General features: G+C 63.8%; 19 protein-coding genes and 1 tRNA gene. 4 read left to right on the top strand and 16 right to left on the bottom strand.

Features of this window, described 5'->3' with window-relative positions; translation table 11 throughout:
- Nucleotides 1–131 precede the first annotated feature (131 nt).
- Nucleotides 132–2024, bottom strand: coding sequence for an ATP-binding cassette domain-containing protein (locus CR103_RS03580; RefSeq protein ID WP_099914630.1), 1893 nt, complete (start codon nt 2022–2024; stop codon nt 132–134).
- A 229-nt stretch (nt 2025–2253) separates the two neighbouring features.
- On the opposite strand from CR103_RS03580, the gene CR103_RS03575 reads away from it, so the two are divergent.
- Nucleotides 2254–2328: transfer RNA gene (locus CR103_RS03575), tRNA-Arg, on the top strand.
- Nucleotides 2329–2650: 322 nt separating this feature from the next.
- Here CR103_RS03575 and CR103_RS03570 read toward each other — a convergent pair.
- The 7 genes from CR103_RS03570 to CR103_RS22420 form a co-directional block, all read right to left on the bottom strand.
- Nucleotides 2651–3901 (bottom strand): MBL fold metallo-hydrolase, encoded by a 1251-nt coding sequence (locus CR103_RS03570; protein WP_229442697.1) that lies wholly within the window; start codon nt 3899–3901, stop codon nt 2651–2653.
- 281 nt (nt 3902–4182) lie between these two features.
- Complete coding sequence (locus tag CR103_RS03565; protein ID WP_099914628.1) at nt 4183–4899, bottom strand: response regulator; 717 nt, start codon at nt 4897–4899, stop codon at nt 4183–4185.
- 69 nt (nt 4900–4968) lie between these two features.
- Entirely contained in the window at nt 4969–9924 is a 4956-nt protein-coding gene (locus CR103_RS03560) for a two-component regulator propeller domain-containing protein (protein WP_229442695.1), read from the bottom strand.
- 7 nt (nt 9925–9931) lie between these two features.
- Entirely contained in the window at nt 9932–11101 is a 1170-nt protein-coding gene (locus tag CR103_RS03555) for a patatin-like phospholipase family protein (RefSeq protein WP_099914627.1), read from the bottom strand.
- A gap of 283 nt (nt 11102–11384) precedes the next feature.
- Nucleotides 11385–13172, bottom strand: coding sequence for a gamma-glutamyltransferase (gene ggt, locus CR103_RS03550; RefSeq protein WP_099914626.1), 1788 nt, complete (start codon nt 13170–13172; stop codon nt 11385–11387).
- A gap of 136 nt (nt 13173–13308) precedes the next feature.
- A complete protein-coding gene (locus CR103_RS03545; protein WP_099914625.1) occupies nt 13309–14067 on the bottom strand; it encodes a 3-hydroxyacyl-CoA dehydrogenase in 759 nt (252 codons plus the stop codon).
- Nucleotides 14068–14159: 92 nt separating this feature from the next.
- Nucleotides 14160–14564, bottom strand: a complete 405-nt coding sequence (locus CR103_RS22420) for a hypothetical protein (RefSeq protein ID WP_099914624.1) — start codon at nt 14562–14564, stop codon at nt 14160–14162.
- A gap of 151 nt (nt 14565–14715) precedes the next feature.
- Between CR103_RS22420 and CR103_RS03535 the strand changes: the two genes are divergently transcribed.
- A complete protein-coding gene (locus CR103_RS03535; protein WP_099914623.1) occupies nt 14716–16014 on the top strand; it encodes an acetyl-CoA hydrolase/transferase family protein in 1299 nt (432 codons plus the stop codon).
- A 48-nt stretch (nt 16015–16062) separates the two neighbouring features.
- On the opposite strand, the gene CR103_RS03530 is transcribed toward CR103_RS03535, so the two are convergent.
- Nucleotides 16063–16257, bottom strand: coding sequence for a DUF1059 domain-containing protein (locus tag CR103_RS03530; RefSeq protein WP_099914622.1), 195 nt, complete (start codon nt 16255–16257; stop codon nt 16063–16065).
- 94 nt (nt 16258–16351) lie between these two features.
- On the opposite strand from CR103_RS03530, the gene CR103_RS03525 reads away from it, so the two are divergent.
- Nucleotides 16352–16873 (top strand): DsbA family protein, encoded by a 522-nt coding sequence (locus CR103_RS03525; RefSeq protein WP_099914621.1) that lies wholly within the window; start codon nt 16352–16354, stop codon nt 16871–16873.
- 50 nt (nt 16874–16923) lie between these two features.
- Here the strand turns inward: CR103_RS03525 and CR103_RS03520 are convergent, their stop codons facing one another.
- From CR103_RS03520 to CR103_RS03490, 7 genes are all read right to left on the bottom strand, one after another.
- Nucleotides 16924–19131, bottom strand: a complete 2208-nt coding sequence (locus tag CR103_RS03520) for a sodium-translocating pyrophosphatase (RefSeq protein ID WP_229442693.1) — start codon at nt 19129–19131, stop codon at nt 16924–16926.
- Nucleotides 19132–19331: 200 nt separating this feature from the next.
- Nucleotides 19332–19988 carry an adenylate kinase gene (adk, locus tag CR103_RS03515; protein ID WP_099914620.1) on the bottom strand — a complete coding sequence of 219 codons (657 nt, stop codon included), beginning with the start codon at nt 19986–19988 and terminating at the stop codon, nt 19332–19334.
- A 193-nt stretch (nt 19989–20181) separates the two neighbouring features.
- Nucleotides 20182–20946 carry a 3-deoxy-manno-octulosonate cytidylyltransferase gene (gene kdsB / locus CR103_RS03510; RefSeq protein WP_099914722.1) on the bottom strand — a complete coding sequence of 255 codons (765 nt, stop codon included), beginning with the start codon at nt 20944–20946 and terminating at the stop codon, nt 20182–20184.
- On the bottom strand, nt 20946–21116 hold the full coding sequence (locus tag CR103_RS03505) for a Trm112 family protein (protein ID WP_099914619.1): 171 nt from the start codon (nt 21114–21116) through the stop codon (nt 20946–20948). The genes kdsB and CR103_RS03505 overlap by 1 nt, the downstream gene beginning before the upstream one ends.
- Nucleotides 21097–22149 (bottom strand): tetraacyldisaccharide 4'-kinase, encoded by a 1053-nt coding sequence (gene lpxK / locus CR103_RS03500; RefSeq protein WP_229442744.1) that lies wholly within the window; start codon nt 22147–22149, stop codon nt 21097–21099. Before lpxK ends, CR103_RS03505 begins: the two co-directional genes overlap by 20 nt.
- 25 nt (nt 22150–22174) lie before the next feature.
- A complete protein-coding gene (locus CR103_RS03495) occupies nt 22175–22630 on the bottom strand; it encodes an ExbD/TolR family protein (protein ID WP_099914617.1) in 456 nt (151 codons plus the stop codon).
- Nucleotides 22630–23235: a MotA/TolQ/ExbB proton channel family protein gene (locus tag CR103_RS03490; RefSeq protein WP_099914616.1), complete on the bottom strand. Its 606-nt coding sequence runs from the start codon at nt 23233–23235 to the stop codon at nt 22630–22632. Before CR103_RS03490 ends, CR103_RS03495 begins: the two co-directional genes overlap by 1 nt.
- Nucleotides 23236–24197: 962 nt before the next feature.
- On the opposite strand from CR103_RS03490, the gene xseA reads away from it, so the two are divergent.
- Complete coding sequence (gene xseA / locus CR103_RS03485; protein WP_099914615.1) at nt 24198–25559, top strand: exodeoxyribonuclease VII large subunit; 1362 nt, start codon at nt 24198–24200, stop codon at nt 25557–25559.
- Nucleotides 25560–25638 lie beyond the last annotated feature (79 nt).

Raw genomic sequence — 25638 nt, 5'->3', positions numbered from 1 at the left:
CGCGCCGCCTGTTGCGGCGGGGGCTGGTGCGTCATGCTCGGACATGTGGCTCCTGTAGGTCGGCGCGGGAGGATCCGAGTCGCGCAGGCGAATGCAGCCGGGGGCGCGGCATCGCCGTATGCCCCCCTGAATTACTCCCCCTTCGAACGGGCCTCGATGAGTTCCCATTTTTCCAGAGCGACCAGCAGCAGGTCGTCGATCTGCGCAAAGCGTGCGTTGATGCGCTTTGCGTCGGCTGGATTGGTCTTGTAGAAATCGGGCGCATTGAGTTGCTGGGTAATCGCCGACTGCTCGTCTTCGAGACTGGCGATCAGCAACGGCAACTCTTCCAGCTCACGCTGTTCCTTGTAGCTCAGCTTGACCTTTTTGACAACGTCCTTCGGCGCTGCCAGCGCCGGCTTTGGCGCCGGCCTGGCGGCCGCCGGCGTTTGCGACTTGACCCGTTCCCAGTCGGTATAGCCGCCGACAAATTCGCGCCACATGCCCTCGCCCTCCGCCACGATGACCTGGGTCACCACGTTGTCGAGGAAAGTACGGTCGTGGCTAACGAGGAAAACGGTGCCGGTATAGTCTTCGAGCAATTCTTCCAGCAACTCCAGCGTATCGATGTCGAGGTCGTTGGTTGGCTCGTCGAGCACCAGGCAGTTGGCCGGTTTGGCGAACAGGCGCGCCAGCAGCAGGCGATTGCGTTCGCCGCCGGACAGCGATTTGACGGGCGAACGCGCGCGTTCCGGCGCGAACAGGAAGTCGTTCAGGTAGCTCATCACGTGCTTCTTGGCGCCGTTGATCTCGACCCAGTCGCTGCCCGGCGCAATGGTTTCCATCAAGCTGTCTTCTTCGTTCAACTGCGCGCGCATCTGGTCGAAGTACGCCACCTGTAACTTGGTGCCGAGCTTGACCTTGCCGCTGTCGGCCTTCTCTTCGCCGAGGATCATCTTCAGCAAGGTGGTCTTGCCGGCACCGTTAGGGCCGATCAGGCCGACCTTGTCGCCGCGCAGGATGGTGCCGGTGAAATCATTGACGATCACCTTGTCGCCGTAGCTCTTCGATACGTTCTCGAGGTCGGCGACAATCTTGCCCGAGCGGTCGCCCGCCGTCACCGTCAGGTTGACTTGTCCCTGCTGGTCGCGGCGCACGGCGCGCTGCACGCGCAGTGCCTCCAGGCGGCGCACCCGGCCTTCATCGCGCACCCGACGCGCCTTGACGCCCTTGCGGATCCACACTTCTTCCTGCGCCAAAAACTTGTCGAACTTGGCAGCTTCGACTTCTTCGATTTCAAGCTGCTCGGCCTTACGGGTCTGGTAGGCCGAAAAATTGCCCGGGTACGACAGCAGCTTGCCGCGGTCGAGTTCGATAATACGGGTGGCAACGTTGTCGAGGAAGCTGCGGTCGTGGGTAATGAACAGCACCGAGCCCTTGAAGTCGCGCAGCAAGCTTTCGAGCCACAGGATCGACTTGAAGTCGAGGTGGTTGGTCGGCTCGTCGAGCAGCAGCACGTCCGGCGCCGACACCAGCGCTACGGCCAGCGCGACGCGTTTCTGCATGCCGCCCGACAGCGTGCCCATCAACGACGCGCCGGCCAGGTTCAGGCGGTCGAGCGTGGTGTCGACCTTGTTTTGCATGCTCCAGCCGTCGGTGGCATCGAGCTTGACCTGCAGGTCGTGCATCTTGTCCATCAGCGCGTCGTCGTCGCCCTGGCCGAACTGGCCGGTGAGGGCCTCGTATTCGGCCAGCAGGGTGGCCTGCTCGCCCATGCCGGCGGCGACTGCGTCGAACACCGACATGGCCGGGTCGAACGTCGGCTCCTGCTCGACGTAGGCGATCTTGATGTTCTGCTGCATGACCAGCAGGCCATCGTCGAGCTTGAACTTGCCCGAGATCGTTTTCAGCAGGGACGACTTGCCGGTGCCGTTACGCCCGATCAGGCCGACACGCTCGGCGTTTTCAAGAGAAAATTCAGCGTGATCGAGCAACGCGACGTGGCCGAACGCAAGTTGCGCCGACGAGAGGGAAATGACTGCCATAATAGTTAAGGAGTGCCCGGCCGCGGCAAATTTCGGGAGAAAAACGTGGCCGGAAAAATGAAAGAAGCGTGCATTGTACCGACTGCGGGCCGAGGAGTCGTAATTCCTGCCAAAAGGTCGGCTATAATTGCGATCGATTCACGACACCGGACGGCTGCGCGCCGTCGCGATCGCCGAATTGCAGGCTTGTCCTGCGCTGCCCGCCGGCTCAACCGGCAAGGCAAGCGTCCTCCCCGTAGCACAATGGATAGTGCACATGCCTCCTAAGCGTGGGATACTGGTTCGATTCCAGTCGGGGGGACCAACAGTTGGTATCAAACGGTCCAGCATCCTCCAGAAAAATCCTATTTCAAGGGCCTAAAACGCTCCGTCTTGTCCTCCGAAACCGGCGGCATGTCCGAACCCGCGTACAAAAAGAAACAAATCTGCGGCCAAGTACTCCGTTTCGCGGTAATTAGCGGGCTAGCTGAGCGCGACATAACGTAACGGCCGAGCAGAAAGACGCCCCTTGCAACCATCCTGCACCTGGCCTGTATGCCCGCGCGCTTGCAGCGCGGGCAGTGAACCGCCTTAACCTGAGGCCAAGCCCCTGCAATTATTCTCCTGCGCACTCCACTGTGATTGTGCTACATGATTCCCTTCCACCAGTGGGTGAACGACTGCTGCGGATCGTCGAGGCGTACCGGTTCACCGATCCGCGGCGTTAATAGTCGGTAGCGCTTGCCTTCGCTGGCGGCAACGGCGCGTTCGAAGGGTTCGTCCCACGCATGGCGCGCCAGGCTGAAACGGCCGGCGTGACCGCTCAGGAGTGTTCGCGTGTTGAGCATTTCGGCCGCACGTGCGGCCTCTTCAGGCGTCATGTGGATGTCGGCCCAGCGCTCGTTGTACTGCCCGGCGTCAAGTGCGACAAAGTCGAAGGCAGGAAAGCGTTTGGCGATGTCGGCGAAGTGCGGGCCGAAACCCGTATCGCCACTGAAGTACAGGCGCCGCTGGGGCGTCTCGAGCGCATAGCTTGCCCACAGGCTCTGGTTGCGCTTCATGAAACGGCCGGAATAATGCTGAGCCGGCAGTACATGAACCCGCAAACCCGGTGCGATGTCAACGCTGCTGTGCCAGTTCATTTCGCGGATTTTCGCTTCGGCGTATCCCCAGTGCCGCAGATGGGCACCGTTACCCAGCCCCGCAATGACCAGCCGGGTCTTGGACTCGAGGCCCTTCATGGTCGCGTAGTCGAGATGGTCGTAGTGATCGTGCGTGATCAGCACAACGTCGATCTGCGGCAAGTCATCCATCGTATAGGGGCTTGTGCCATCAAAAGCGCGCACCATTCCGGGCACCGGCGCTGCGTAGTTGCTAAATACCGGGTCGATCAGCAAGCGCTTGCCACCGACTTGCACGAAGTACGAGGAATGGCCAAGCCAGACCACGATGTCCTGCTCCAACGGCAACGCCGCCAGGTTGGTTTTTATTGAAGGCAGCGGTGCGGACGGCGATGGCCTGTCGCGCGGCTCAAAGCGTCCACGAATGAGCGCCAAAATAAAGCCAAAGCCACCGGGGCGCGGCGGTGACGCTATTTCGTTTTGAAACGCGCCGTCGCGGTAATGCGGGGATGCCTGCAACGCTTCGTTCTCGTGCAACTGGCCTAAAGCCGGATAAATGGTTGCGCACGCGCTCACGCCAAGCGCACATACCAGGGCCAGGCTTAACACCAACATTCGTTTCATCTTTTCTCCATTACTGCCCCGGCAACGCCACGGCGGGTGATTTTTGCCAACGCCTTGCCCTCGGGGCGACCGAATAATGGTGGCGCCTGTGCGGTTGAGGTTGAGGTTGCGCCATAAAAGCTGCGTCGATAATAAAGCAAGTTGGCGCTGCATCCATGTGTCTGTCAGCAATAGGCCTATATTGCTGGTTCACAAGTGAACGTGGGGATAATCGGATGCAGACGCTTTTGCTCCGTCGTTCTGGCACTGCTGGTCAGTTCATGCAACGTCATGGCGGCAGACCTGGCCGCGGCCAGCCGCAAAGGCCTGAAACAGTCCCGGAGCTCAAACAATCCAAGCCGGCCATTCGGCAACTCCGGCGCCCGTATTGGTTTAAGCCCTCATGAATCTAAGCACCGTTTCCCAACCATGTCGTTCTCAGCCGGTGTCCCGGGCTATTCGGTCACCGGCATCCGGCGCACGCGCTCGCCTTGCTCGCGCACCGTTGCCAGCGCGGCGGCCAGCGCGGCCTGCACCCGCACGCTGTCAAGCTGGCCGGAGGCCAGCGCGTCGAGGCCGGCGGCCGGGCCGGCCAGGCCAAGCGTGACGCAGCCGGCATGCAGCCGCCCGAGGCGCGCGCGCAGGTCGGCACCAGCGTCGCCTGCGCTCCCGGCTGCCATTGCCGCACCGAATTCGGCCACGGCCGCTTCAAGTTGGGTTTCGAACCCGACCAGGTAGGCCAGCAGGCGCTCGCTGCCGATGCCGAGCCGCGCGATGGTGGCGAACGGGCTCTCGACGTCGTCCGCGCTGGCGGCCAGGCCGGCCATTTGGACGCGCACCATGTCGTGCTCGAACGGCTTGGCGAGGTAGCCGTCGGCGCCCAGGCTGTTCGCCGTCGCCATCGTCGCGTGGTCGCTGGCCGAGGACGCGAGTATGAAGTGCATGGAGTCGAACGCGCGGTCGGCCTTGACGCTCGCGAGCAGCTCCATGCCGGACCAGCGCGGCATGCGCAGGTCGCAAAAGAGAATTGCCGGACGCAATCCCTGCTGCAGCTGCTGCCACGCGTCCAGGCCGTCCTCGGCCTCGTAAATTTCATAGGCGCCGCAGCTGTCGACCAGGTGCATCAGCACCATGCGCGAGACAACGTCGTCGTCCACCACCAGAACCTTCATCGGCCGCCGTCCTTGTTCACCGTTGTTTACCGTTGCGCTCACTGATCGACCGTCACGCTGACGGCACGATTATACCAATTGCGTGCTTACGCCGGCGCCGCCTTCGAAGCCGGCCAGCAGGCGCTGCAGGCGCGGCATGGCCACCTCGACGCCCGACCACCGGCCCTGGTCGGCGGCCAGTTCGAGTTCGCCGCACAGCAGGTGCAGCTCGGTGGCGTCGAGGTAAGCCGCGCTGCCCCTGATCCCATGCAACAGCCGCCCAGCCGCTTCGCGGTCTTCGGCGGCGATCGCCGTTTCCAGCTCGGCGCGCCGGCGTGGCAGATCGGCGCCGAACTCGCTGCGCATGCGTGCCTTCAGGTCGGTGGTGCGGCGCCCGGCTTTGCGCGCCAGCGGGGTCGGGCCGGCGGCCACGCCGAACATCGCATCGAGTGCTGCGGCCGTCGGCGGCGGCGCGCCGTCCGGTAGCGGCACTGGCAGGGGCATCGACACCAACGCCACCCCGCGCCTTAGCTGGCGGTCGATGGCGCGGCAAAGTATCGCATGCAGCGCCGCTTCGTCAATTGGCTTGGTCAGGAAGTCGTCCATGCCGCAGGCCAGGTAACGCGCCCGGTCTTCGTCGCTGGCGTTGGCGGTCAGCGCGACGATCATCAGCTCACGGTCGAGCACGGGAGCGGCGGCCGGCCCGCCGGCGCGAATGATGCCGGTGGCGCCGGCGCCATCCAGCTCCGGCATGCGGCCGTCCATCAAAATCAGGTCGTAACGGGTGCGCGCGCATGCCGCCAGCGCCAGCAAACCATTTTCGGCGATGTCGACCTGGTGGCCCAGCTCCTGCAGCATCATGCGCACGATGATCTGGTTGGTCTGGAAATCTTCGGCGCACAGCACCCTCAGGCAGTGGCTGTGCGGCGAGCGCGTCACATGCAGCGCCGGCGGTGGCGCCACGCCCTCGAGCAACGGCAGCACGAACGAAAAGCAGCTGCCGGCGCCCTCGGTACTGTCGACGCTGATGGTGCCCTGCATCAGCTCGACCAGCTGGCGGCAAATCGCCAGCCCCAGCCCGGTGCCGCCGTAGCGGCGCGTGGTGGTGCTGTCGGCCTGCTCGAATTTCTGGAACAATCGGCCCAGCGCCTCGGGGGCGATGCCGATGCCGGTGTCGCGCACCGAGAAGCGGATCAGGTGTACGCCCGGCTTAAGCGGGTCGGGCTCGAGCGCTTCGACCCGCAGGCCGACGCTGCCCTGTTTGGTGAACTTGAAGGCGTTGCCGACCAAGTTGACCAGCACCTGGCGCAGCCGGGTCGGGTCGCCCACCACGAAACGCGGCAGGTTCGGCGCCAGGCCGATGTCGAAGTCGACGCTATGGGCGCCAGCCTGCTCCTCGAACAGGCTGGCGACGTTTTCCAGCGCGCCGGCGAGCGCGAAGTCGATGTTCTCGATGGTCAGCTTGCCGGCCTCGATCTTGGAAAAATCGAGCAGGTCGTTGATGATCGACAGCAGCGACTCGGCGTTGGCCTGGCCGCGCAAGATCTGCTCGCGGGTGCCGTCGCCCAGCCTGGCGTCGCGCAGCGCAAAGCCGAGCATGCCGATCACGCCGGCCAGCGGGGTGCGCATTTCGTGGCTCATGTTGGCCAAAAATTCGGACTTCTGGCGCGTCGCGTCTTCCGCCTTCTGCTTGGCCAGGCGCAGCCGCTCGTCATTGTCCTGTAAGGCGCGGTTGGCCAGCGCCAGTTCGTCGGTGTTCAAGCGCACCTGCTTTTCCATCTCTTCGAGCTGGCGGTAGGCGCGCGCGTTGTCGAGCGCCACCGCGGCATGCGCGGCCAGCGTCTGCAGCATATCCAGGTGGACCCGGCGGTAGGCATTCTTGTCGACGCTTTGCACGCCGATCACCCCCATCACGCGTTCCTTGACGATCAGCGGCACGTACATGGTCGAGGCCACCACCGAGCCGCTGCTGCCGTCGACCCGCCGCAACGCCGCCAGCGGATCGGGGGTAGCGGCGCTGATGTAGTTGTCGTACTCGGCGTCGAGATCGTTGATGAACACCTCGCGCCGGTGAGTCAGGCACCATACTGCCAGCTGGTTCGGCTGGTTCACCGTGCGGCTGTAGCGCGGACTGCGCACGCCATGGTCGATGGCGAACGGGTACTCGATCACGTCGAGGTCCTCGCGGTAGATGCCGATGCCGAAAATACGCGCGTCCATCAACTGGTGCACGTGCAGGTAGACCGTTTCCATGATGGTTTCCATGTCCAGCGTGGCGGTCATTTCGCGGCCGATTTCGGACAGGATCGAGATGTTGCGGTGCGCCAGTTCGACATTTTCTTTTTGCAGCTCGACTTCCTCGGTCTGGCGCTCGGCGTCGAAGCGGCGCTGCTCGGCCTCCGCGCGCTGCAATTCGGCCTCGATGCGGCGCGATTCGAGTTCCAGCTTCTGGCTCTCGAGCATGCGGTTCTGCTGGCCGATTTCGGCGGTGCGCGCGCGTACCTGGTGCTCCAGCAGTTCCTTCTGGCGGCGCAGGCCGCGCACGCGAAAGCGGAACGCGCCGAACGCGCTGCCCAGCACCAGCAGCGCCACGCCGCCGCGCAACCACCAGGTCTTCCAGAACGGCGGCAGGATCGTGATCGCCAATGTTGCACCGGAAGCGCCCCAGACGCCATCCTTGTTGGCTGCCTTGACGCGAAAGGTGTACTTGCCCGGATCGAGATTGGTGTAGGTGGCAAAGCGCCTGGCAGCGTCGGTGACTACCCAGTTGGTGTCGAAGCCGACCAATTGGTAGGCAAACCGGTTACGCTGCGGCGCGGCGTAGTGCAAGGCCGAAAACTCGAGCGAAAACACCGAATCGCCGGCCGCCAGCGTGATCTCGGAAGCGTGTTCGATCGGTCCGGTGAGCAAACCCGGATGGACCTGCTCGATCGGCTTGTTAAACACCTGGAAGCCGGTGATCACGGCGCGCGGCGCGATCAGATTGTCGTTGATGGTGCGCGGGTTGAAGGCGGTGATGCCGTTGAAGCCGCCAAAATAGAGGGTGCCGTCGCGCCCCTTCAGCGCCGAGCCGTCGAAATAGGCGCCTTCGATGGTGCCGTCGCCGGCATTATAGACGCGCCACTTGCCGCTCGCCGGCGTAAAGCGCGATAGGCCGGTCGAGGAGCTGGTCCACAGGTTGCCGTCCTCGTCCTCCAGCATCGCCGCGACGCCGTCGTCGGCCAGCCCGTCGGCGGTGGTGTAGCGCTTGAAGCGCGCGCTGCCGTCGGGCGCGACGCTCATCTTGTTCAGGCCCATCGCGGTGCCGACCCAGATGTCGCCGCGCCGGTCTTCCATCAAATAATGGATCTCGTCGTGGCTGATGCTCGACGGGTCGGCCGGGTGGTGGCGATAATGACGGAATTTGCCGGTGGTGCGGTCCAGCAAATCGAGGCCGTTGAAGGTGCCGATCCACAGCCGGCCGCGCCGGTCCTCGAGAATCGGGCGCGTCACGTTGTCGGCCAGGCTGGCGCTGTCGGCCGGGTTATGGCGAAACGTTTGGACCGCACGCGTGGCCAGGTCGAGCCGGTGCAGGCCGCCGCGCGAAGAAATCCACAACACGTCGTCGCGGGCGACCAGCATGCCGCGGATGCTGTCGCTGTCCGGATCGCCGTTGGCCAGCGAAAACCGGTTGAAACGCCCGCTGGCCGGGTCGAAGCTGGTGACGCCGGCGCCCCCGCCGGCCCAGACAATGCCGCGGCGGTCGCGCGCCACCGCATTGACGAGCGCGTCGGCCAGGCTGTTCGGGTTGCCCGGCTGATGGCGCAGCACGCTTGCTACGCCGGTGGCCGGATCGAGCAGGTTCAGGCCGTCGCTGGTGCCAAGCCACAGCTTGCCGGTGCCGTCGTCGACGATGGCGCGCACTTTGTTGTTCGACAGCGAGGCCGGGCCGTCGGCCAGCTTGACGATGCGGGTAAAGCCGCCGCTGCCGAGGTCGACCCGGCTCACGCCGGCGTACCAGGTGCCGACCCAGAAGGTGCCGACGCGGTCGCGAAACAGCGACGAGACGCGGTTGTCGGCCAGGCTGCGGCTGTCGGCCGGCTGATGGCGGAAGTTGGCGAAGCGCCGCGCCTGCGGGTTCCAGCGATACAGGCCGTCGTCCTGGCTGCCGACCCACAAAGTGGTGTCGCTGTCCTGGAACAGCACGCTGATTTCACCGCGCGCGATGCCATCGCCCGGGCCCAGCAGGTGGCGATCGGCCGCGCCGGCGGCCAGCTTCCAGCTTTCGAGACCGGCCAGGCTGCCGATCCACAGCGTCTGGCTGGCGTCCACCAGCAGCGCGCGCACGGTGTTGTGCTTGGCGCCAGCGCCGGCCAGCGCGTGATGCTCGAAGGCGCTGGCGCCCGGCGCCATGCTGTCGAGGCCGAGCGCGGTGCCGACCCACAGGCGCCCGCTGGCGTCCAGCGCCAGCGCGTTGACCTGGTCGTTGGCCAGGCTCGACGCCTTGCCTGGCAAGTGATGCCAGACCTTGAAGACGCCTGTTTTCATGTCGAAATGCTGCAAGCCGTCGGCGGTGGCGATCCACAAGCCGTCCTTGCCGTCGCTTTCCATCGCGTGGATATGGCGGTTGCCGTTGCCGCGCTTGTCCGCATCGTTCGGCGTGTAATGAACGAAGGTGCGGGTGATCGGATCGAAGCGTTCGAGGCCGCCGTCGGTGCCGATCCAGAGCCGGCCGGCGCGGTCGACGTGCAGCACCCGCACCCAGTTGTTGATCATGCTGCGCGGGTTGCCGGGTTCATTGCGGTAAGTCGTCACGCGGTAACCGTCGAAGCGCGACAGGCCGGTCTGGCTGCCGAACCACATGAAGCCGTCGCCATCCTGCACCATCGACAGGATCGATTCCTGGGCCAGGCCATCGGCGACGCTGAGCTGCTCGAATTGCAGGCTGCGCGCCGGCTGCGCGGCGACGGCAGCAAAGCCGAAGCAGCACAGGAGCAGCAACAGGAGCAAGCGCCAACAGAGGCGGAAGCGGAAGCGGAGGTGGGGATGGAAAAACATAAGCATCATGGCGCTTTCAGGAGCCGAAAAAAGCCAGCACATCGGCCTTGCGGGCCTGGGTGTCGCGCACGCCAAGACTAATCAGTTCGCCAGTGTAACTCGATTCGAACAACAGATAGGAAGCCAGCGCCGAACCGCGCGCCTCGGTCGCGCCAATTCCCGACAGCAGCGCGCGCACCGGCGCCGGCAAACTGGCGATGTGGCGCGCGGCGATGTCGTCGAGCCGCTCGGACGGCGCGATCACCAGCAGCTCGATCGGCCGCAGCGCGGTCCCGGCGTGGTGCTCACGCGGCATCAGCGACAAGGTGGCGTTGATCCGGTTTAAGCGCTCGACGTCAACCGCCAGGCTATCGAGGAAGATCGAAGACATGGCGTGACCGGCGATTTGCGCCAGGCTCGGGTAGCGGGTCGTGCGTGGCGCTTGGCGCAGCGGCTCGTTCATGCGCCCGGCGCCGATGACCAGCACGCGGGTAGCGCCGAGATGGATCGCCGGCGAAATCGGCGCCAGCTGGCGCATCGAACCGTCGCCGCAATATTCGAGGTTGCCGCCGAGGTACAGCGGCACGGCCGGGAAGATGAACGGGATCGCCGACGACGCCAGCAGGTGCTCGACGCCGATCTGGTCGTACAGCGCGATGCGGTGCATGCGCACCCATCGCGCGATTTCAGCGGCGCTCTGGTAAAACGTGATGTGGTGGCCCAGCGTGTATGAGGAAGCGGTGACGGCGAGTGCGTGCAGCTTGCCGTCGGCCAGCGCGTCGTCGAGGCGCGGCAAGTCGAGCATGCGGTGCAGCAGGCCGGCCAGCGGGGTGTTGTCGAGCAGCGAGCTGGGCGGCGCCGCCCGCCATTTGCGCAGCAGCCAGCCGAACGACAGCAGCGACAGCCAGCGCGCGCCGGAGCGCAGCACGCCGATCGAATCGGCGCGGTAGACCTGGTCGACTGAGAAATTTTTCCAGACGTCGAGCAGCTTTTGCACGCCCTCGCCGAAATGATCGGCGCGACAAGCGAGCGCCGCCGCATTGATGGCGCCGGCGGACGTGCCGCAAATGATATCGAAAGGATTGCGTGCCGGCGACCAGCCCTGTTCGCGCAATATGTGCGAAATCGCCTGCAGCACCCCAACCTGGTAGGCCGCGCGCGCCCCGCCCCCGGACAGGATCAAGCCGGTTTTCTCATTTATTCCCATGAGCCAAGATTAGCAGGGAGAGAGTAATTCCAGCTAGTAAAAAATTACATATTCCGGTCGTCGGCGCGAACGAAGGGACCCCATTTTTCGAGCTCGTCGACGATGCGTGCGAATGGGGTCGCCGCATGCGCGCCAGGCTGAGCCTACATCGTTGAAACAGTCAATAACATCAGCGAACTGCACACGCGCGGGGACCCGATTTGCGTCAATTGCGCCATACCCAAAAGGCACCGGCGATGGCTGCGCAAGTATTTCAAAAATGTGGGCATTAGTCCAGGCATCCTCAATCACCCTTCGCCACACCTTCACGCCGCGGGTCCGCCCCGCCGAACCAGAAATCTGCGCCGTGGATCGACAAGCGCTGGATGCCGTGCAGCCCGGAGTTCTGCTCCGTCAGGCGCACCGTATGGCCGCGCGCCTTCAGGGCGTCGACCGTCGCCGGCGGAAAGCGCCGCTCTTCCAGTTCGGTCGGTCCGTTGCGGCTGCCGAAATTGGGCAGTGCGATTGCCTGCTGCACGTTCAAGCCCCAGTCGAGCGTGCCGACCAACACCTTGGCGACGTAGTTGATGATCGCCGGCCCGCCGGGCGAGCCGAGCGCCAGCACCAGCTTGCCGGTGGCCTTGTCGAACACGATGGTGGGCGACATCGCGCTGCGCGGGCGCTTGCCGGCCTGCACCCGGTTGGCGATCGGGCCGTCCTTGTCGCTTGAATCGAACGAGAAGTCGGTCAGCTGGTTGTTGAGGATGAAGCCGCCGACCATCTGGCGCGAGCCGAAGGCGTCTTCCACCGTGGTCGTCATCGACAGGCCGGCGCCGTGGCGGTCAACCACGGCCAGGTGCGAGGTGGACGGGTTGTCGATGGCGGTGTCACGGCCCCAGGCCACCTCGATGCCGAACGGGTGGCCCGGCTCGGCCACGCCGATCGATTTTTCGCCGATCAGGGCGGCGCGCCTGGCAAGGTAGTTTTTGTCGATCAGGCCAGGCACGCCGCGGCCCGGCAGCGGCACGAAATCGGTGTCGGCGGCGTAGCGGTTGCGGTCGGCGTAGGCCAGCCGCCCGGCTTCGGCAAACAGGTGGACGGCGTCGGCGCCGGGCACGCCATTGCCTGGCGCGTATTGGCGCATGTCGTGCGTTTCGAGGATGCCGAGCATCTGCGCCACCGCTATGCCGCCCGACGAAGGCGGCGGCATGCCGCACACGGTCCAGGCGCGGTAGTCGCTGCATACCGGCACCCGCAGCTTCGGCCGGTAGCCGGCGATGTCGAGCGCGGTGAGCTTACCCGGATTGGTCGGATGGTTGGCCACCTTGGCGGCGATGTCGCGCGCGATGTGGCCGGTATAGAAGGCGTCGGCGCCGCCGCGGGCGATCTCGCGCAGGGTACTGGCCAGCGCCGGGTTCTTGAGGATATGGCCGACCGGCCACGGCTTCATGCCGGCGTCATAAAAATACTTTGCCGCCACCGGGTCCTTGCGGATGTGCTGGTCCCACGTCAAGAGGCCATTCAAGCGCGGACTCACCGCGAAGCCCTGTTTGGCGAGCCGGATGGCCGGCTCGAACAGCGTCTTCCACGCCAGTTTGCCGTGCTGCCTATGCGCCATTTCGAGCATGCGCAGCACGCCGGGGGCGCCCACCGAACGGCCGCCGACGACGCCGGCCGCGCGCGCGAGCGGCGTGCCGTCGGGGTTTTTGAACAGGTGTTCGTCGGCCGCCATGGGTGCCGTTTCGCGGCCGTCGAAGGCTTGCACGCGCTTGCCGTCGTAGTACATCAGGAAGGCGCCGCCGCCGATGCCCGACGATTGCGGCTCGACCAGGCACAGCACGAGCTGGGTGGCGATGGCAGCGTCGATCGCGCTGCCGCCCCGTTTGAGCATCTGGTAGCCGGCGTCGACCGCCAGCGGATTGGCGGCGGCCACCATGTATTTTTTGGCGGCCCAACCGGGCTTGTCGTTATATCCGGTAGCCACCTCCGGCGCCTGCTGGGCCTGGGCCTGGACTTCCTGCGACAGCGCGGGAACAGCGGTGAATGCGCCCGTTAGCGCGGCGGCGAAGGCGAGCATCCTCAGTTTGATCATAATTCTCCAGCAGGGTGGCGACAAAACATGGCAAAAAATGTGACGATAAAAAAGGGCGCGCTACCGAAGCCGCGCGCCCGTGTGCCCGTGTACTGCGAACATCCTACCTTACATTGAGCGCTGCCTCACATCGAACTTACTTTGGCTGCATGCGGATGGCGCCGTCGAGGCGGATGGTTTCGCCGTTGAGCATGGTGTTTTCGATGATGGTGCGCGCCAGGTGGGCGTACTCGCTTGGCCGGCCCAGGCGCGATGGGAACGGCACCATCTTGCCGAGCGCATCGCGTACCTCGTCGGGCATACCCATCAGCATCGGCGTCTCGAAGATGCCGGGAGCGATCGTCATCACGCGGATGCCGCTGCGGGCCAGGTCGCGCGCCATCGGCAAGGTCAAACCGACCACCGCCGCTTTCGATGCACCATAGGCCGCCTGGCCGATCTGGCCATCGTAAGCCGCCACCGACGCGGTGTTGATGATGACGCCGCGCTCGCCCGAGTCGAGCGCGTCAAGCTTGCCCATGGCGTCGGCCGCCAGGCGCGCCATGTTGAACGTGCCGACCAGGTTGACGTTGACGGTGCGCTGGAACACGTCGAGCGGGTGCGGGCCGTCCTTGCCGACGGTTTTGACGGCCGGCGCCACGCCGGCGCAGTTGACCAGGCCACGCAGCGTGCCCATCGCCTGCGCCGCGGCGACCACGGCCAGGCCATCGGACTCGGACGTGACGTCGCACTTGAGGAAGCGGCCGTTCAGTTCCGCCGCCAGCGCGGTGCCGGCTTCGACCTGCACGTCGGCCAGCACCACCTTGCCGCCGGCAGCAACAATCATGCGCGCGGTGGCGGCGCCGAGGCCGGATGCACCGCCGGTGATAATGAAAACATTGTTTTGAATTTGCATGAATTTCCCCCCGAAGTCGTTTTGACGTTTACGTAAACGTCAACCTTCAGGATTGTAGCGAAGTTTTGCGTGGCGTAGCCGGAAACTGGTGATCAAAAGCACTGGGCATTGACCACGCCCTTGACGCACAGTTGGCCATTCGGACTGAGCAAGGTGTTGCCGCCGCCGTTACCGTTGTAGCGCGCGCCGCCGGTGTCGAAGCAGCCGCCGGGGCCGCAGCTGTTCATGCGCGCCGGCGGCTGCGGCGCTGCCGCGGGCGGACGTACCGTCGCGGTCGGCCGATACCCTTCGGTGACGATGCGCGGTGTCGGTTCGATCGCCTGCTGAACCGATCGGCGCTTGATCGGTTTGGGCACCGGCGGCGGCTTGACGCCCGCCTCCTTCGCCGTGGCCGGCGCCGGCGCTTGCGCCGCGGCCGGCCCGAGCGCCAGGGCCAGCACCGAGGCCAGCACCGACGCCAGTGCCGGCCCCCTGAAATCAGGTTTTGCGGTTTTCATGTTTCCGACATTACCACCGTTGCCGACACGCCGGCGCGCTATCACCAGGCGACAGCCGTCAGGCCACGGTCAGTATCGTGGAGTAGCATCGCTGGATATAGTATAGCTACGTCATATAGCTACATCACCAGCCAATTGAGGAAGCGACAACATGCAAACGGCGCACCAGATGTACCAAAACAAACGCAGGAGCGCCGATGAGGCGCTCGACCTGCTGCAAGACGGCGACATGATCATCGTGCCGACCGGCGTCGGCGAGCCGCCGGCGCTGCTCGCCGCGCTGTCCGGGCAGCGGCGCCGCTTTAACGACATCAAGGTGGCGCAGATCCTGGCGATGCGCAAATTCGCCTATTTCGACAGTGAGACGTCGCATCACGTGCGCCACGCCGCGCTGTTTTTGGGCGGCGCCTCGCGCGCGGCCGGCCAGGCGGGCTGGTGCGATTTTATTCCGAATTATTTTTCCGAGCTGCCGAGCATGATCGAGCGCGGCTTCATGCCGTCTGACGTCGTCTTCGCGATGGCCTCCAGCATGGACGAACAAGGCTATTTTGCCATCAGCCTCGGTACCGATTACACCATGGCGGCGATCGACAAGGCGCGCGTGGTGGTGCTGGAAGTGAACCCGAACGTGCCGTTCGCCCACGGCCAATGCCATGTCCACGTGTCGCAGGTGCACGCCATCATCGAAAGCGATGAACCGATCCTCGAAGTTGGCCTGCCGGCCATCGGGCCGGTGCAGGAAGCGATCGGCAAGTACGTGGCGGAAATGATCGACGACGGCTCGACCTTGCAGATCGGTTACGGCGGCATCCCGGACGCAGTGGTAATGCAGCTGACCGCCAAGCATGACCTCGGCATCCATACCGAGATGATCGGCGACGGCATATTGACCCTGGTCGAATGCGGCGCCGTCACCAACCGCAAGAAAACGCTACTACCCGGCAAAATGGTCGCCACCTTCGCCCTCGGTTCGCGCAAACTGTACCAGTTCATGCACCACAATCCGATCATCGAGATGCACCCGTCCAATTTCACCAACGACCCGTACAACGCGGCCCTGAACGACAAGCTGATGTCGATCAACGCCAGTTTGCAAGTGGACTTGCTCGGCCAGTGCGGCTCGGAAAGCATCGCCCACCTGCCCTACTCGGGCACCGGCGGCCAGGTCGATTTTGTGCGGGCGGCAAACCGTTCGCGCGGCGGTAAATCGTTCATCGTGCTGCCGTCGACCGCCAAGGACAACACGATCTCGCGCATCGTTCCCACGCTCACCCCCGGCACCCACGCCACCACCAGCAAGAACGACGTCAATTACGTCGTCACCGAATACGGCGTGGCCCAATTACGCGGCAAGTCGGCCAAGCAGCGGGCTCAGGCGCTGATCGCGATCGCCCATCCGGATTTCCGGGCAACGCTGCGCGAAGCGGCCAACAAGATGTGCGTATTCTGACGCAGTTCGAGCGCCGTCCACGACAGGCGCACCACGCCGGTGCTGTTCTTATGCCGATGGCGCACCGGTGTTGATTGCAGCCGTCAGCTGCTGGCGCAATTTCGGCGTGTCCTGGTGGCCATGCCTGGCCACGGCGTGCTGGAGCGCGACCGCCACCAACGCCTGCTCGCTGTCGGCGGCGATCGTCACGGTGCATCTGGACTCGCCCGGAATCTCGCGGCAATCGATATATTTACGTGTCATGATGGCCTGCAGATCGGCCGGTGCGGGATTACAGTACCGGCTGCGCCGGGCTAAGGTCACGCTAATGTCAAGCTAACGTCAAGGAGCGAAAAACATGCCAGCAATCGTTTCCATTCACCAAGACGATCACATGATCGGCAGCAGGGATGCCACCATCGTGCTGATCGAATACGGCGATTACCAATGTCCGTACTGCCGCCGGGCGCACGCCGCGGTCAAGCACTTGCAGCGCCGTTTGGGCAAACAATTGTTGTTTGCTTACCGGCATTTTCCGCTGACCAACATGCATCCGTACGCAGAAATGGCGGCCGAAGCGGCCGAGGCGGCCGGCGTGCAGGGCAGGTTCTGGGACATGCACGATGCGCTGTTCGCGTTGCAGCCGCAGTTCGGTCCGCACCTGGTCGCCGACCTGGCCGACCGGATGGAAATCGACCATGACCAGCTTCTCGATGACCTCAAGCGCCGCCGCTTCCAGCCGGTTGTCGAGCGCATGGCCGCCGAAGGCACCCACCTTGGCGCGGCCAGGACGCCGACTTTTTTCATCAACGGCGAACGGCACACGGGCGACTCGGACGAGGCGTCGCTGGCGACGGCGATCATGCGTTTCGTGGCGTGACCACCCCGGCCTGTACCAGCAGTACCTGATGCCCGGGCTCTACTTTAGCGCTACTTCAACGGCTTTGGCTCGTCCGTTTCGCTTTTCGGCATCGGCTTGGTGAGCATCGGATCCATCGGCGGCGCCAATTCGCCCGCCGCCGGTGCCAGCGTGACCGTCTCATCGGCCGACAGTGCCGGCGCAGCCACGTGCGCCAACGGCGCCGCCGTTACCGCAAAATAACCGGTGGCCGGCAGCAGCGGCACCAGCAGCAGTGCGACGATGTTGATGATCTTGATCAACGGGTTGACGGCGGGGCCGGCGGTGTCCTTGTACGGGTCGCCCACCGTGTCGCCGGTGACGGCCGCCTTGTGGGCATCGGAACCTTTGCCGCCGAAATTGCCGTCCTCGATGTATTTCTTGGCGTTGTCCCAGGCGCCGCCGCCGGTGGTCATCGAGATCGCCACGAACAGGCCCGTCACGATGGTCCCCATCAGCAAGCCGCCCAGTGCGGCCGGCCCCAGCAGCATGCCGACCACGATCGGCACCACCACCGGCAGCAGCGACGGCAGGATCATCTCGCGGATCGCCGACGCCGTCAGCATGTCGACCGCCTTGTCGTATTCAGGCTTGCCGGTGCCGTCCATGATGCCCTTGATGTCGCGGAACTGGCGGCGCACTTCAACCACAACAGCGCCGGCCGCGCGCCCTACCGCTTCCATTGCCATCGCGCCGAACAGGTAGGGAATCAGGCCGCCGATGAACAAGCCGACGATCACCATCGGGTTCGACAGGTCGAACGTGACGACGTTGTTCACCGATTCGAGGGCGTGGGTGTAATCGGCGAACAGCACCAGCGCGGCAAGCCCCGCCGAGCCGATCGCATAACCCTTGGTGACGGCCTTGGTGGTGTTGCCGACGGCGTCGAGCGGGTCGGTAATCGCGCGCACCGATTCGGGCATGCCGGCCATCTCGGCGATGCCGCCGGCATTGTCGGTGATCGGGCCGTAGGCGTCGAGGGCGACGATGATGCCGGCCATCGACAGCATCGAGGTGGCGGCAATCGCGATGCCGTACAACTGGCCCATCTGGTACGACGCCAGAATCGCCGCGCATACCACCAGCACCGGGTAGGCGGTCGACTTCATCGACACCCCTAAACCGGCGATGATGTTGGTGCCGTGGCCAGTGGTCGATGCCTCGGCGATGTGGCGCACCGGCTTGAAGTCGGTGCCGGTGTAGTACTCGGTGATATAGACCATCAGGCCGGTGAGGACGATGCCGACCAGCGCGCAGCCCATCATGTTCAGCCGCATCGCCGGCTCGTCCCAGACCATCCAGGTGACGCCGAAAAATCCCAGCAGCGACAGGCCGGCGGCCCACCATAGGCCGGTGTACAGCGCCGCCATGATTTTTTTGCCCGGCGTGTGCTTGACCAGCGAGCAGCCGACGATCGAGCCGATGATCGACACCGCGCCCAACAGCAGCGGATAGACGATGGCGGAGGTGCCATAGCCGGTGATCACCAGGGCGCCCAGCAGCATGGTGGCGATCAGGGTGACGACGTAGGTTTCGAACAGGTCGGCGGCCATGCCGGCGCAGTCGCCGACGTTGTCGCCGACGTTGTCGGCAATTACCGCCGGATTGCGCGGATCGTCCTCGGGAATGCCGGCTTCGACTTTTCCGACCAGGTCGGCGCCGACGTCGGCGCCCTTGGTGAAGATGCCCCCACCCAGCCGCGCGAAGATCGAAATCAGCGAAGCACCGAAGGCCAGGCCAATCAGCGGTTTCAAGATGTCGTGCTGGGTCAGCGCGGTGCCCTCTGCCTGCACCGTCAACATCCAGTAGAACAGCGTCACGCCAAGCAAGCCCAGGCCGACCACCAGCATGCCGGTAATGGCGCCGCCCTTGAAGGCGACGTCGAGCGCTTCATTCATGCCGCGCGTTGCGGCCTGGGCGGTGCGTACGTTGGCGCGCACCGACACGTTCATGCCGATGAAGCCGCAGGCGCCCGAGAGCACCGCGCCGATTAAAAATCCGAGGGCGGTCTGCCACTTGAGCAGCACGAAAATGGCGATGAACAGCACGACGCCGACAATGGCGATGGTGCGGTACTGGCGCGCCAGATAAGCGGCGGCCCCTTCCTGGATCGCCTGGGCGATCTCCTGCATCCGGGCGTTGCCGGGATCCTGGCGCAGGATCCAGCTGCGCGACCATAAACCGTACACGACTGCGATGACGCCACACACTACTGCAAATACCAGGTAATTTGCTGCCATTTCGCCCCCTTAGTTTTATTATCAAGTGACACAACCACACACTTCGAAAGACCGGCCCCCAAGGGTTGGAGACATGGCCAGCGATACTGCGCACTGCAAAACGTTGAAAAATTTAAAATAAGACTTGTGCGACGATGGCGGCCTGGACATTAGCGCGCAAAAAAATAGCGGACACGAGGTCCGCTGTTTTCCGTGCTGCTTTATTCCGTCAGCGTGGCGAAGGCTGCATCGCGGATCTGCTCGACCGGTCCGACACCGGAAATACGGCAGTATTTCGGCGCGCCGGGCAAGCCGGACTGCGACCATTTGTTGTAATAGCCAAGCAGTACTTCGGTCTGGGCGTGGTAGACCGCAAGGCGGTTCATGACGGTTTCGGCCTTGTCGTCATCGCGCTGGATCAGCGTTTCGCCGGTGACGTCATCAAGGTTGTCCACTTTTGGCGGATTGAACGTCACGTGGTAGACGCGGCCCGAGCCCGGGTGCGAACGGCGCCCGCTCATGCGCTCGACAATCGACTCGTCCGGCACGTCGATTTCAAGCACATAGTCAACGTTGATGCCGGCGTCCTTCATGGCGTCGGCCTGCGCGATGGTGCGCGGGAAGCCATCGAACAGGTAGCCGTTGGCGCAGTCGAGCGCCTGCAACCGGTCCTTGACCAGGCCGATCATGATGTCGTCCGACACCAGTCCGCCCGTGTCCATCACTTTCTTTGCCGCCAATCCAAGGTCGGTGCCGGCCTTGATCGCCGCGCGCAACATGTCACCGGTTGAAATCTGCGGAATATTGTACTTTTCCTTGATAAAATTGGCTTGAGTGCCCTTGCCGGCGCCGGGAGCTCCTAACAAAATAAGACGCATGAAATTCCTAAACAAGATTAAATAATTTTTATAAAAACAACAAATAGAGTTTGGTGCATATCTGACCAGCTTGAAACGAAACTTACCACAAAATTCATCGTCCGCGCCAATATCAAATGCCTTGTCATTTTTTTACTTGATGCGCAACAGGACGAGCGCACACGTGGCAAACGCGATCGGGAAGGCTGCGGACTCAGCCGGTGTAATGCAGGCGCACCCGAGCCAGGTCGTCCGGCGTATCGACCCCGCCCGCCGGCGCCGCATCGGTGACGTGGACCGCGATCGGGTAACCGTGCCACAGCACCCGCAACTGTTCGAGCGCCTCGATCGATTCGAGCGGCGCCGGCGCCAGGGTCGGGTAGCATTGCAGGAACTCGTTGCTATAGGCGTACAGGCCGATGTGGCGCAACGGCGCATAACCGGCCGGCATTGCGTGCAGCGACAAGGCGAAACCGTCGCGGTGCCACGCAATCGGGGCGCGCGAAAAATACAGCGCGCGGCCGTTCTTGTCGAGCACGACCTTGACCACGTTCGGATTGAAGACGTCGGCCACCTCGACAATCGGATGGGCGCAGGTGGCCATCGGCACGTCAGACGAAATACGGCTGGCGCAGGCCGCCAGCAGCACGCTATCGATCAGCGGCTCGTCGCCCTGCAGGTTGACCACCACCGCATCCGGCGCCAGTTTCAATGCGCGCGCCACTTCGGCGATGCGGTCGGTGCCCGACGGATGGTCGGCGCGCGTCATGCACACTTCGACGCCGTGGGCCGCGCAGGCGGCGGCGATGTCGGCATGGTCGGTAGCGACGACGATGCGCCCGGCGCCCGATTGCGCCGCCCGTTCGGCCACCCGCACCACCATCGGTTTGCCGCCGAGGTCGGCCAGCGGTTTGCCGGGCAGCCGGGTTGAAGCCAGCCGCGCCGGGATGATGACGGTAAATTGTGCGCCGGCGGCCATCAAACCGGCTCGACTTTTCTCGCCTCGTCGGCCCACATGATCGGGATGCCGTCGCGGATCGGGTAGGCCAGGCGGTCAGGCTTGCAGATCAGTTCCTGCGCCTTCTTGTCGTATTCGAGCGGTCCCTTGCACAGCGGGCAGACCAGGATATCAAGCAGTCGAGCATCCACGACATTTCTCCACAATTTGTTCGGCCAGCGCGCCATCGAGCTGCGCCGTCACCGGTACGACCCACAGTCTCGGGTCGTTTCTGAGATGTTCAATTTGCCCACATTTTACTGCATCCTTCTCGGTGATCAAGATGAAGTCGGCGTCGACCCGTGCAAACGGCTGGTCGAGGAAATCGTGATGGTCCGGCAAGGGCAGTTCGGCAAAGTGAAGACCTTGCGCGCGCAGCATGGCAAAAAAGCGCCCCGGGTTGCCGATGCCGGCCGCAGCAAGGATGCGCTTGCCCTTTAAATCGGCAAGATCGGCGAGATCGGCGAGCGCCATGCGGGTGGCGCGCGCCGTCAATCGCTCGGCCACCGTGCCGGCCAGTTGCATGCGAAATGGCTGGCCGCCCACGGTGGCGGCCAGCCTTGGTGTCAGCAGCGGTGCGTTGACGATCGTAAAATCGCGCTGGCGCGATACCGGTTCGCGCAGCGGCCCCGCCGGCAGCAGAAAACCGTTGCCGGCGCCGCGGCCGTCGAACAGGACGATTTCGACGTCGCGTTTGAGCGCGTAATGCTGCAGGCCGTCGTCGCTGATGATGACGTCCACCTGCGTATTGGCCGCCAGCAGCGCCCTGCCCGCGGCCGGACGGTCGCGCCCGACCATCACCGGGCAGCCGGTACGGCGCGCGATCAACAGCGGCTCGTCGCCGACGTCTTGGGCCAGCGAGTCGGGAGTGACGGCGCGCGGCGCGCTGCCCGCCGCGCCATGGCCGCGCGAAATGATGCCGGGATTAAAACCCGCCGCGCGCAGCGTAACCGCCAGCCAGATCGTCAGCGGCGTCTTGCCGGTGCCGCCGATAAAAATGTTGCCAACTACTACAACCGGCACCGGCAGCCGGTGCGATGTAAGCAGGCCGGCGCCGAACAGGCGCGCGCGCAGGCGCGAGACGGCATGGAACAGCAGCGAAACCGGCCACAGCGCGCAGGCCAGCGCGCCGCGGTGCAGCCAGGCGCGGGTCAGCGTGGATTCGAGGAACGATTTCAGCTTAATTGATTGCAGCTCATTTGATTGCAGCTTACTTCTTGCCGGCGGTCTGGGCCGCGAAGGTCAGCTTGTCGTAGCCGGCGATCCGCGCAGCTTCCAGCACGTTGATGACCATCTGGTGCATCGCGAACTGATCGGCGTTGACGATCACCACCGGGCTTTTGTCGGCAACACTTTGCTGACCGGCGCCTGGTTGACCGGCTTTTGCCGCCGCCTTCAGGTCGTCGGCCAGGCCAGCAACACCATGGAAGGACACCGCCACGTTGTTGACCGTGTAGTTGCCCTTGGCGTCGATGGTGACGTTGATCTCGAACGGCCGGTCGAGCGCCTTTTCGGCGTCGGCGGTCGGCAGCGTGATCTGCAGTTCGGTAAACTTGCTGTAACTGGTAGTGACCATCAGGAAGATCAGCACCACCAGCAGCACGTCGATGAACGCGATCAGGTTAATTTCCGGATCCTCGCGTTTGCGCCCGCGCCGAAAATCCATCATTTGCGGGTACCGTGAACGACGTCGACGAATTTCACCGCCTGCCCTTCCATGTCGATGATGAAGCTGTCGATCAGGGCGCGAAAGTGGCGGTAGAACACCAGCGCCGGCATGGCGATCGCCAAGCCGAAACCGGTGTTATACAGCGCCACCGAAATGCCGTGCGCCAGCTGGGCCGGGTTGGTGCCGGTGGCATTTTGCGCGCCGAAGATCTCGATCATGCCGACCACCGTGCCGAACAGGCCCATCAAGGGGGCCAGCGAGGCGATGGTGCCGAGGGTGGTAAGAAAGCGCTCGAGCACGTGGGCGACGCCGCGGCCGGCTTCCTCGATCGACTCCTTCATGATCTCGCGCGGCGAATCGATGTTGCGCAGCGCGGCGGCGAGTACGGCGCCCAGCGGCGAGCTGTTTTCGAGCTTGTCGATGATGTCCGGGGTCACCTGGCCGTTGTGATACACGCGGATGACCTCGCCCAGCAGTTGCCTCGGCAGGATTTTGGTGCGGCGCAGGTAGATCAGGCGTTCGATGATCAGGGCCAGCGCGATGATGGAGGCAATCAGCAACGGCCAGATCGGCCAGCCTGCAGCTTGGAGAATGGCGAGCAAAAGAACTCCTGAAGTTAAGTAAAAAACTAAGTGACAACTAAGTGACAACTAAGTGAAAAGCGGCAATCAGTTAATCCGGCAATGTATCTTGTTGCCAGCTGAACGGCAAGTAAAGTTCTGCACATCTTCTGTGGATAAGATTGTGAGCAATGTACTCGACTGTCGGTAAGTACATTGATTCTTATGGGAAAATTCCTGATGCGTAAATTTGAGGCAGCCGTTCAATTCTTGGCAATACCGGGGACCAGCCCATCGAATCGCCGGTTTGGGCGCCAACGCGGCGACACTCGTTCGGCGTTTTTGGCAATTTAGCCAACATCGCAGAATTGGCGCCGGCGCCGGTATCGCGTCAAATGTTCTGCACACCTTCTGTGGATAACATTGTGCGCAAGCGCGGTGACCATGGTTCATCAGCTTGATTCTTATAGGAAAATTCCTATTGCGCAAAAAAAGGGCAAAGCGGGATATGGCGGCCAAAAAGCGCTTTTGAGGCAGGCAATCACCTGCAAACTTCCGCTACCGAGGTTTTGCACATCTTTTGTGGATAAGATTGTGCGCAAGCACTTTGACTCCCCCGGAAAGCCTTGATTCGTTTACCTATTTTGCTATTGCGCAAAAACAAGGCAAGTGGCCGGATAGCGGCAAAATCGGGATTTTTTTAGGCTCGCGCCCGCCTGTTAGCTCATCAATGTGAAATCGGTCCCAGCTTCTGCACACCTTCTGTGGATAAGATTGTGCGCAAGGGTGGTAACACTGCATCAAGGGCTTGATTTAATTGAATATTTTCTGCATGCCCAAATTAGTGGCAGGCTCCGGCGCAGGACTTGTCCACCTCGCCTGTTCGAGCCACCCCGGGCAGATAGTGAGGCAAAACCCGCACGCCGGCTCGCGCGGCGGTCCCCCCAAGCGCTGAAGGATATAATCGAGGTCAATCGACACAACGCCCTCCCCCAGCCAATTTCATGCAGATCAGTTTCGATCCCGATTCCAGTTACGCCGCGCCGCCCGTCCTGTCCGTCACGGCCCTCAACCAGCAGGTCGCCCGCTTGCTCGAGCGTAGCTTTCCGCTGACTTGGATTGGCGGCGAAATTTCCAATTTCACCCGCGCCAGCTCCGGCCACTGGTATTTCACGCTCAAGGACGACGCCGCCCAGGTGCGCGCCGTCATGTTCCGCGGACGCGCCCAGTTCGCCGGTTTCATCCCGCGCGAAGGCGACAAGGTCGAGGTGCGCGCGCTGGTCACCCTGTACGGCGCGCGTGGCGACTACCAGATCAATGTCGAGTCGATCCGGCGCGCCGGCGTCGGCGCCCTGTTCGAGGCCTTTTTAAGGCTCAAGGAAACACTTGGGGCCCAGGGCTTGTTCGACCAGGACCGCAAGCGCCCGCTACCCCTGTTTACGCGCAGCATCGGCATCGTCACCAGCCCGCAGGCAGCGGCGCTGCGCGATATCCTCAGCGCCCTCAAGCGCCGCGCCCCGCACGTGCGCATCGTGCTCTATCCGAGCCCGGTGCAAGGCCAGGGCGCGGCCGACAAGATCGCCGAGGCCATCAACACCGCTTCGCGCCGCGCCGAAGTCGACGTGCTGCTGGTGTGCCGCGGCGGCGGCTCGATCGAGGACTTGTGGAGTTTCAATGAAGAAGTGGTGGCGCGCGCGATCGTCGGCGCCAGCATGCCGGTGATTGCCGGCGTCGGCCACGAGACCGACTTCACCATCGCCGATTTTTCCGCCGACATGCGCGCCGCCACCCCCACCGCCGCCGCCGAGCTGGCCGCCACCGCGCGCACCGACTGGATCAATTCGCTGGCCGCCGACTGCACCGACTTGCGCCGGGCGATGCGCCGCACCTTGTCGGAAGCGAACTTAAGCCTGGACAATCACACCCGCCGCCTGGTCAGCCCCCTGGCGCGCATCGGCCACCAGCGCCTCGAGCTGCTGGCACTGTCGACGGCAATCACGCACGCGGTGCGCGCCCCGCTCAATCGCCACGGCCTGGCGCTGGCCCAGTTGCGCGCGCGCGCCCTGCGCCATCGCCCGGACGTGCGCGCGCTGCGCGCCGAGATCGCCTCGCAGCAGCGCCATTTCAGCGCCAGCCTGGCCAGCCAGATGGGCGCGCGCCGCCATGCGCTGGGCGCGCTGGCCGCCCAGCTCGAGCTGCTCAATCCGCAGCGCACGCTCGAGCGCGGTTACGCCATTGTCAGCGACGCCCACGGCCAGGTGCTGCGCGTACCAACAGCGGTCAAGGCCGGGGAAAAGCTGACGCTGCGCCTCGCCGAAGGCAGCGCCGAAGTCGGCGTGGCCAGCGTGCAGGCGAAGCTGGTCTAGGCGCCAACGTCGTTCGCAAGACAAATCAGCAACGAAACGGCATCCGTTTTACAATAGAATCTGTTTGTGAGTGATTAAC

The organism is Massilia psychrophila (assembly GCF_002760665.1).
GTDB lineage: Bacteria > Pseudomonadota > Gammaproteobacteria > Burkholderiales > Burkholderiaceae_D > JAFCUW01.
Note: the sequence above shows the minus strand (reverse complement) of the source record. Positions and strands in the feature narration are given on the sequence as shown.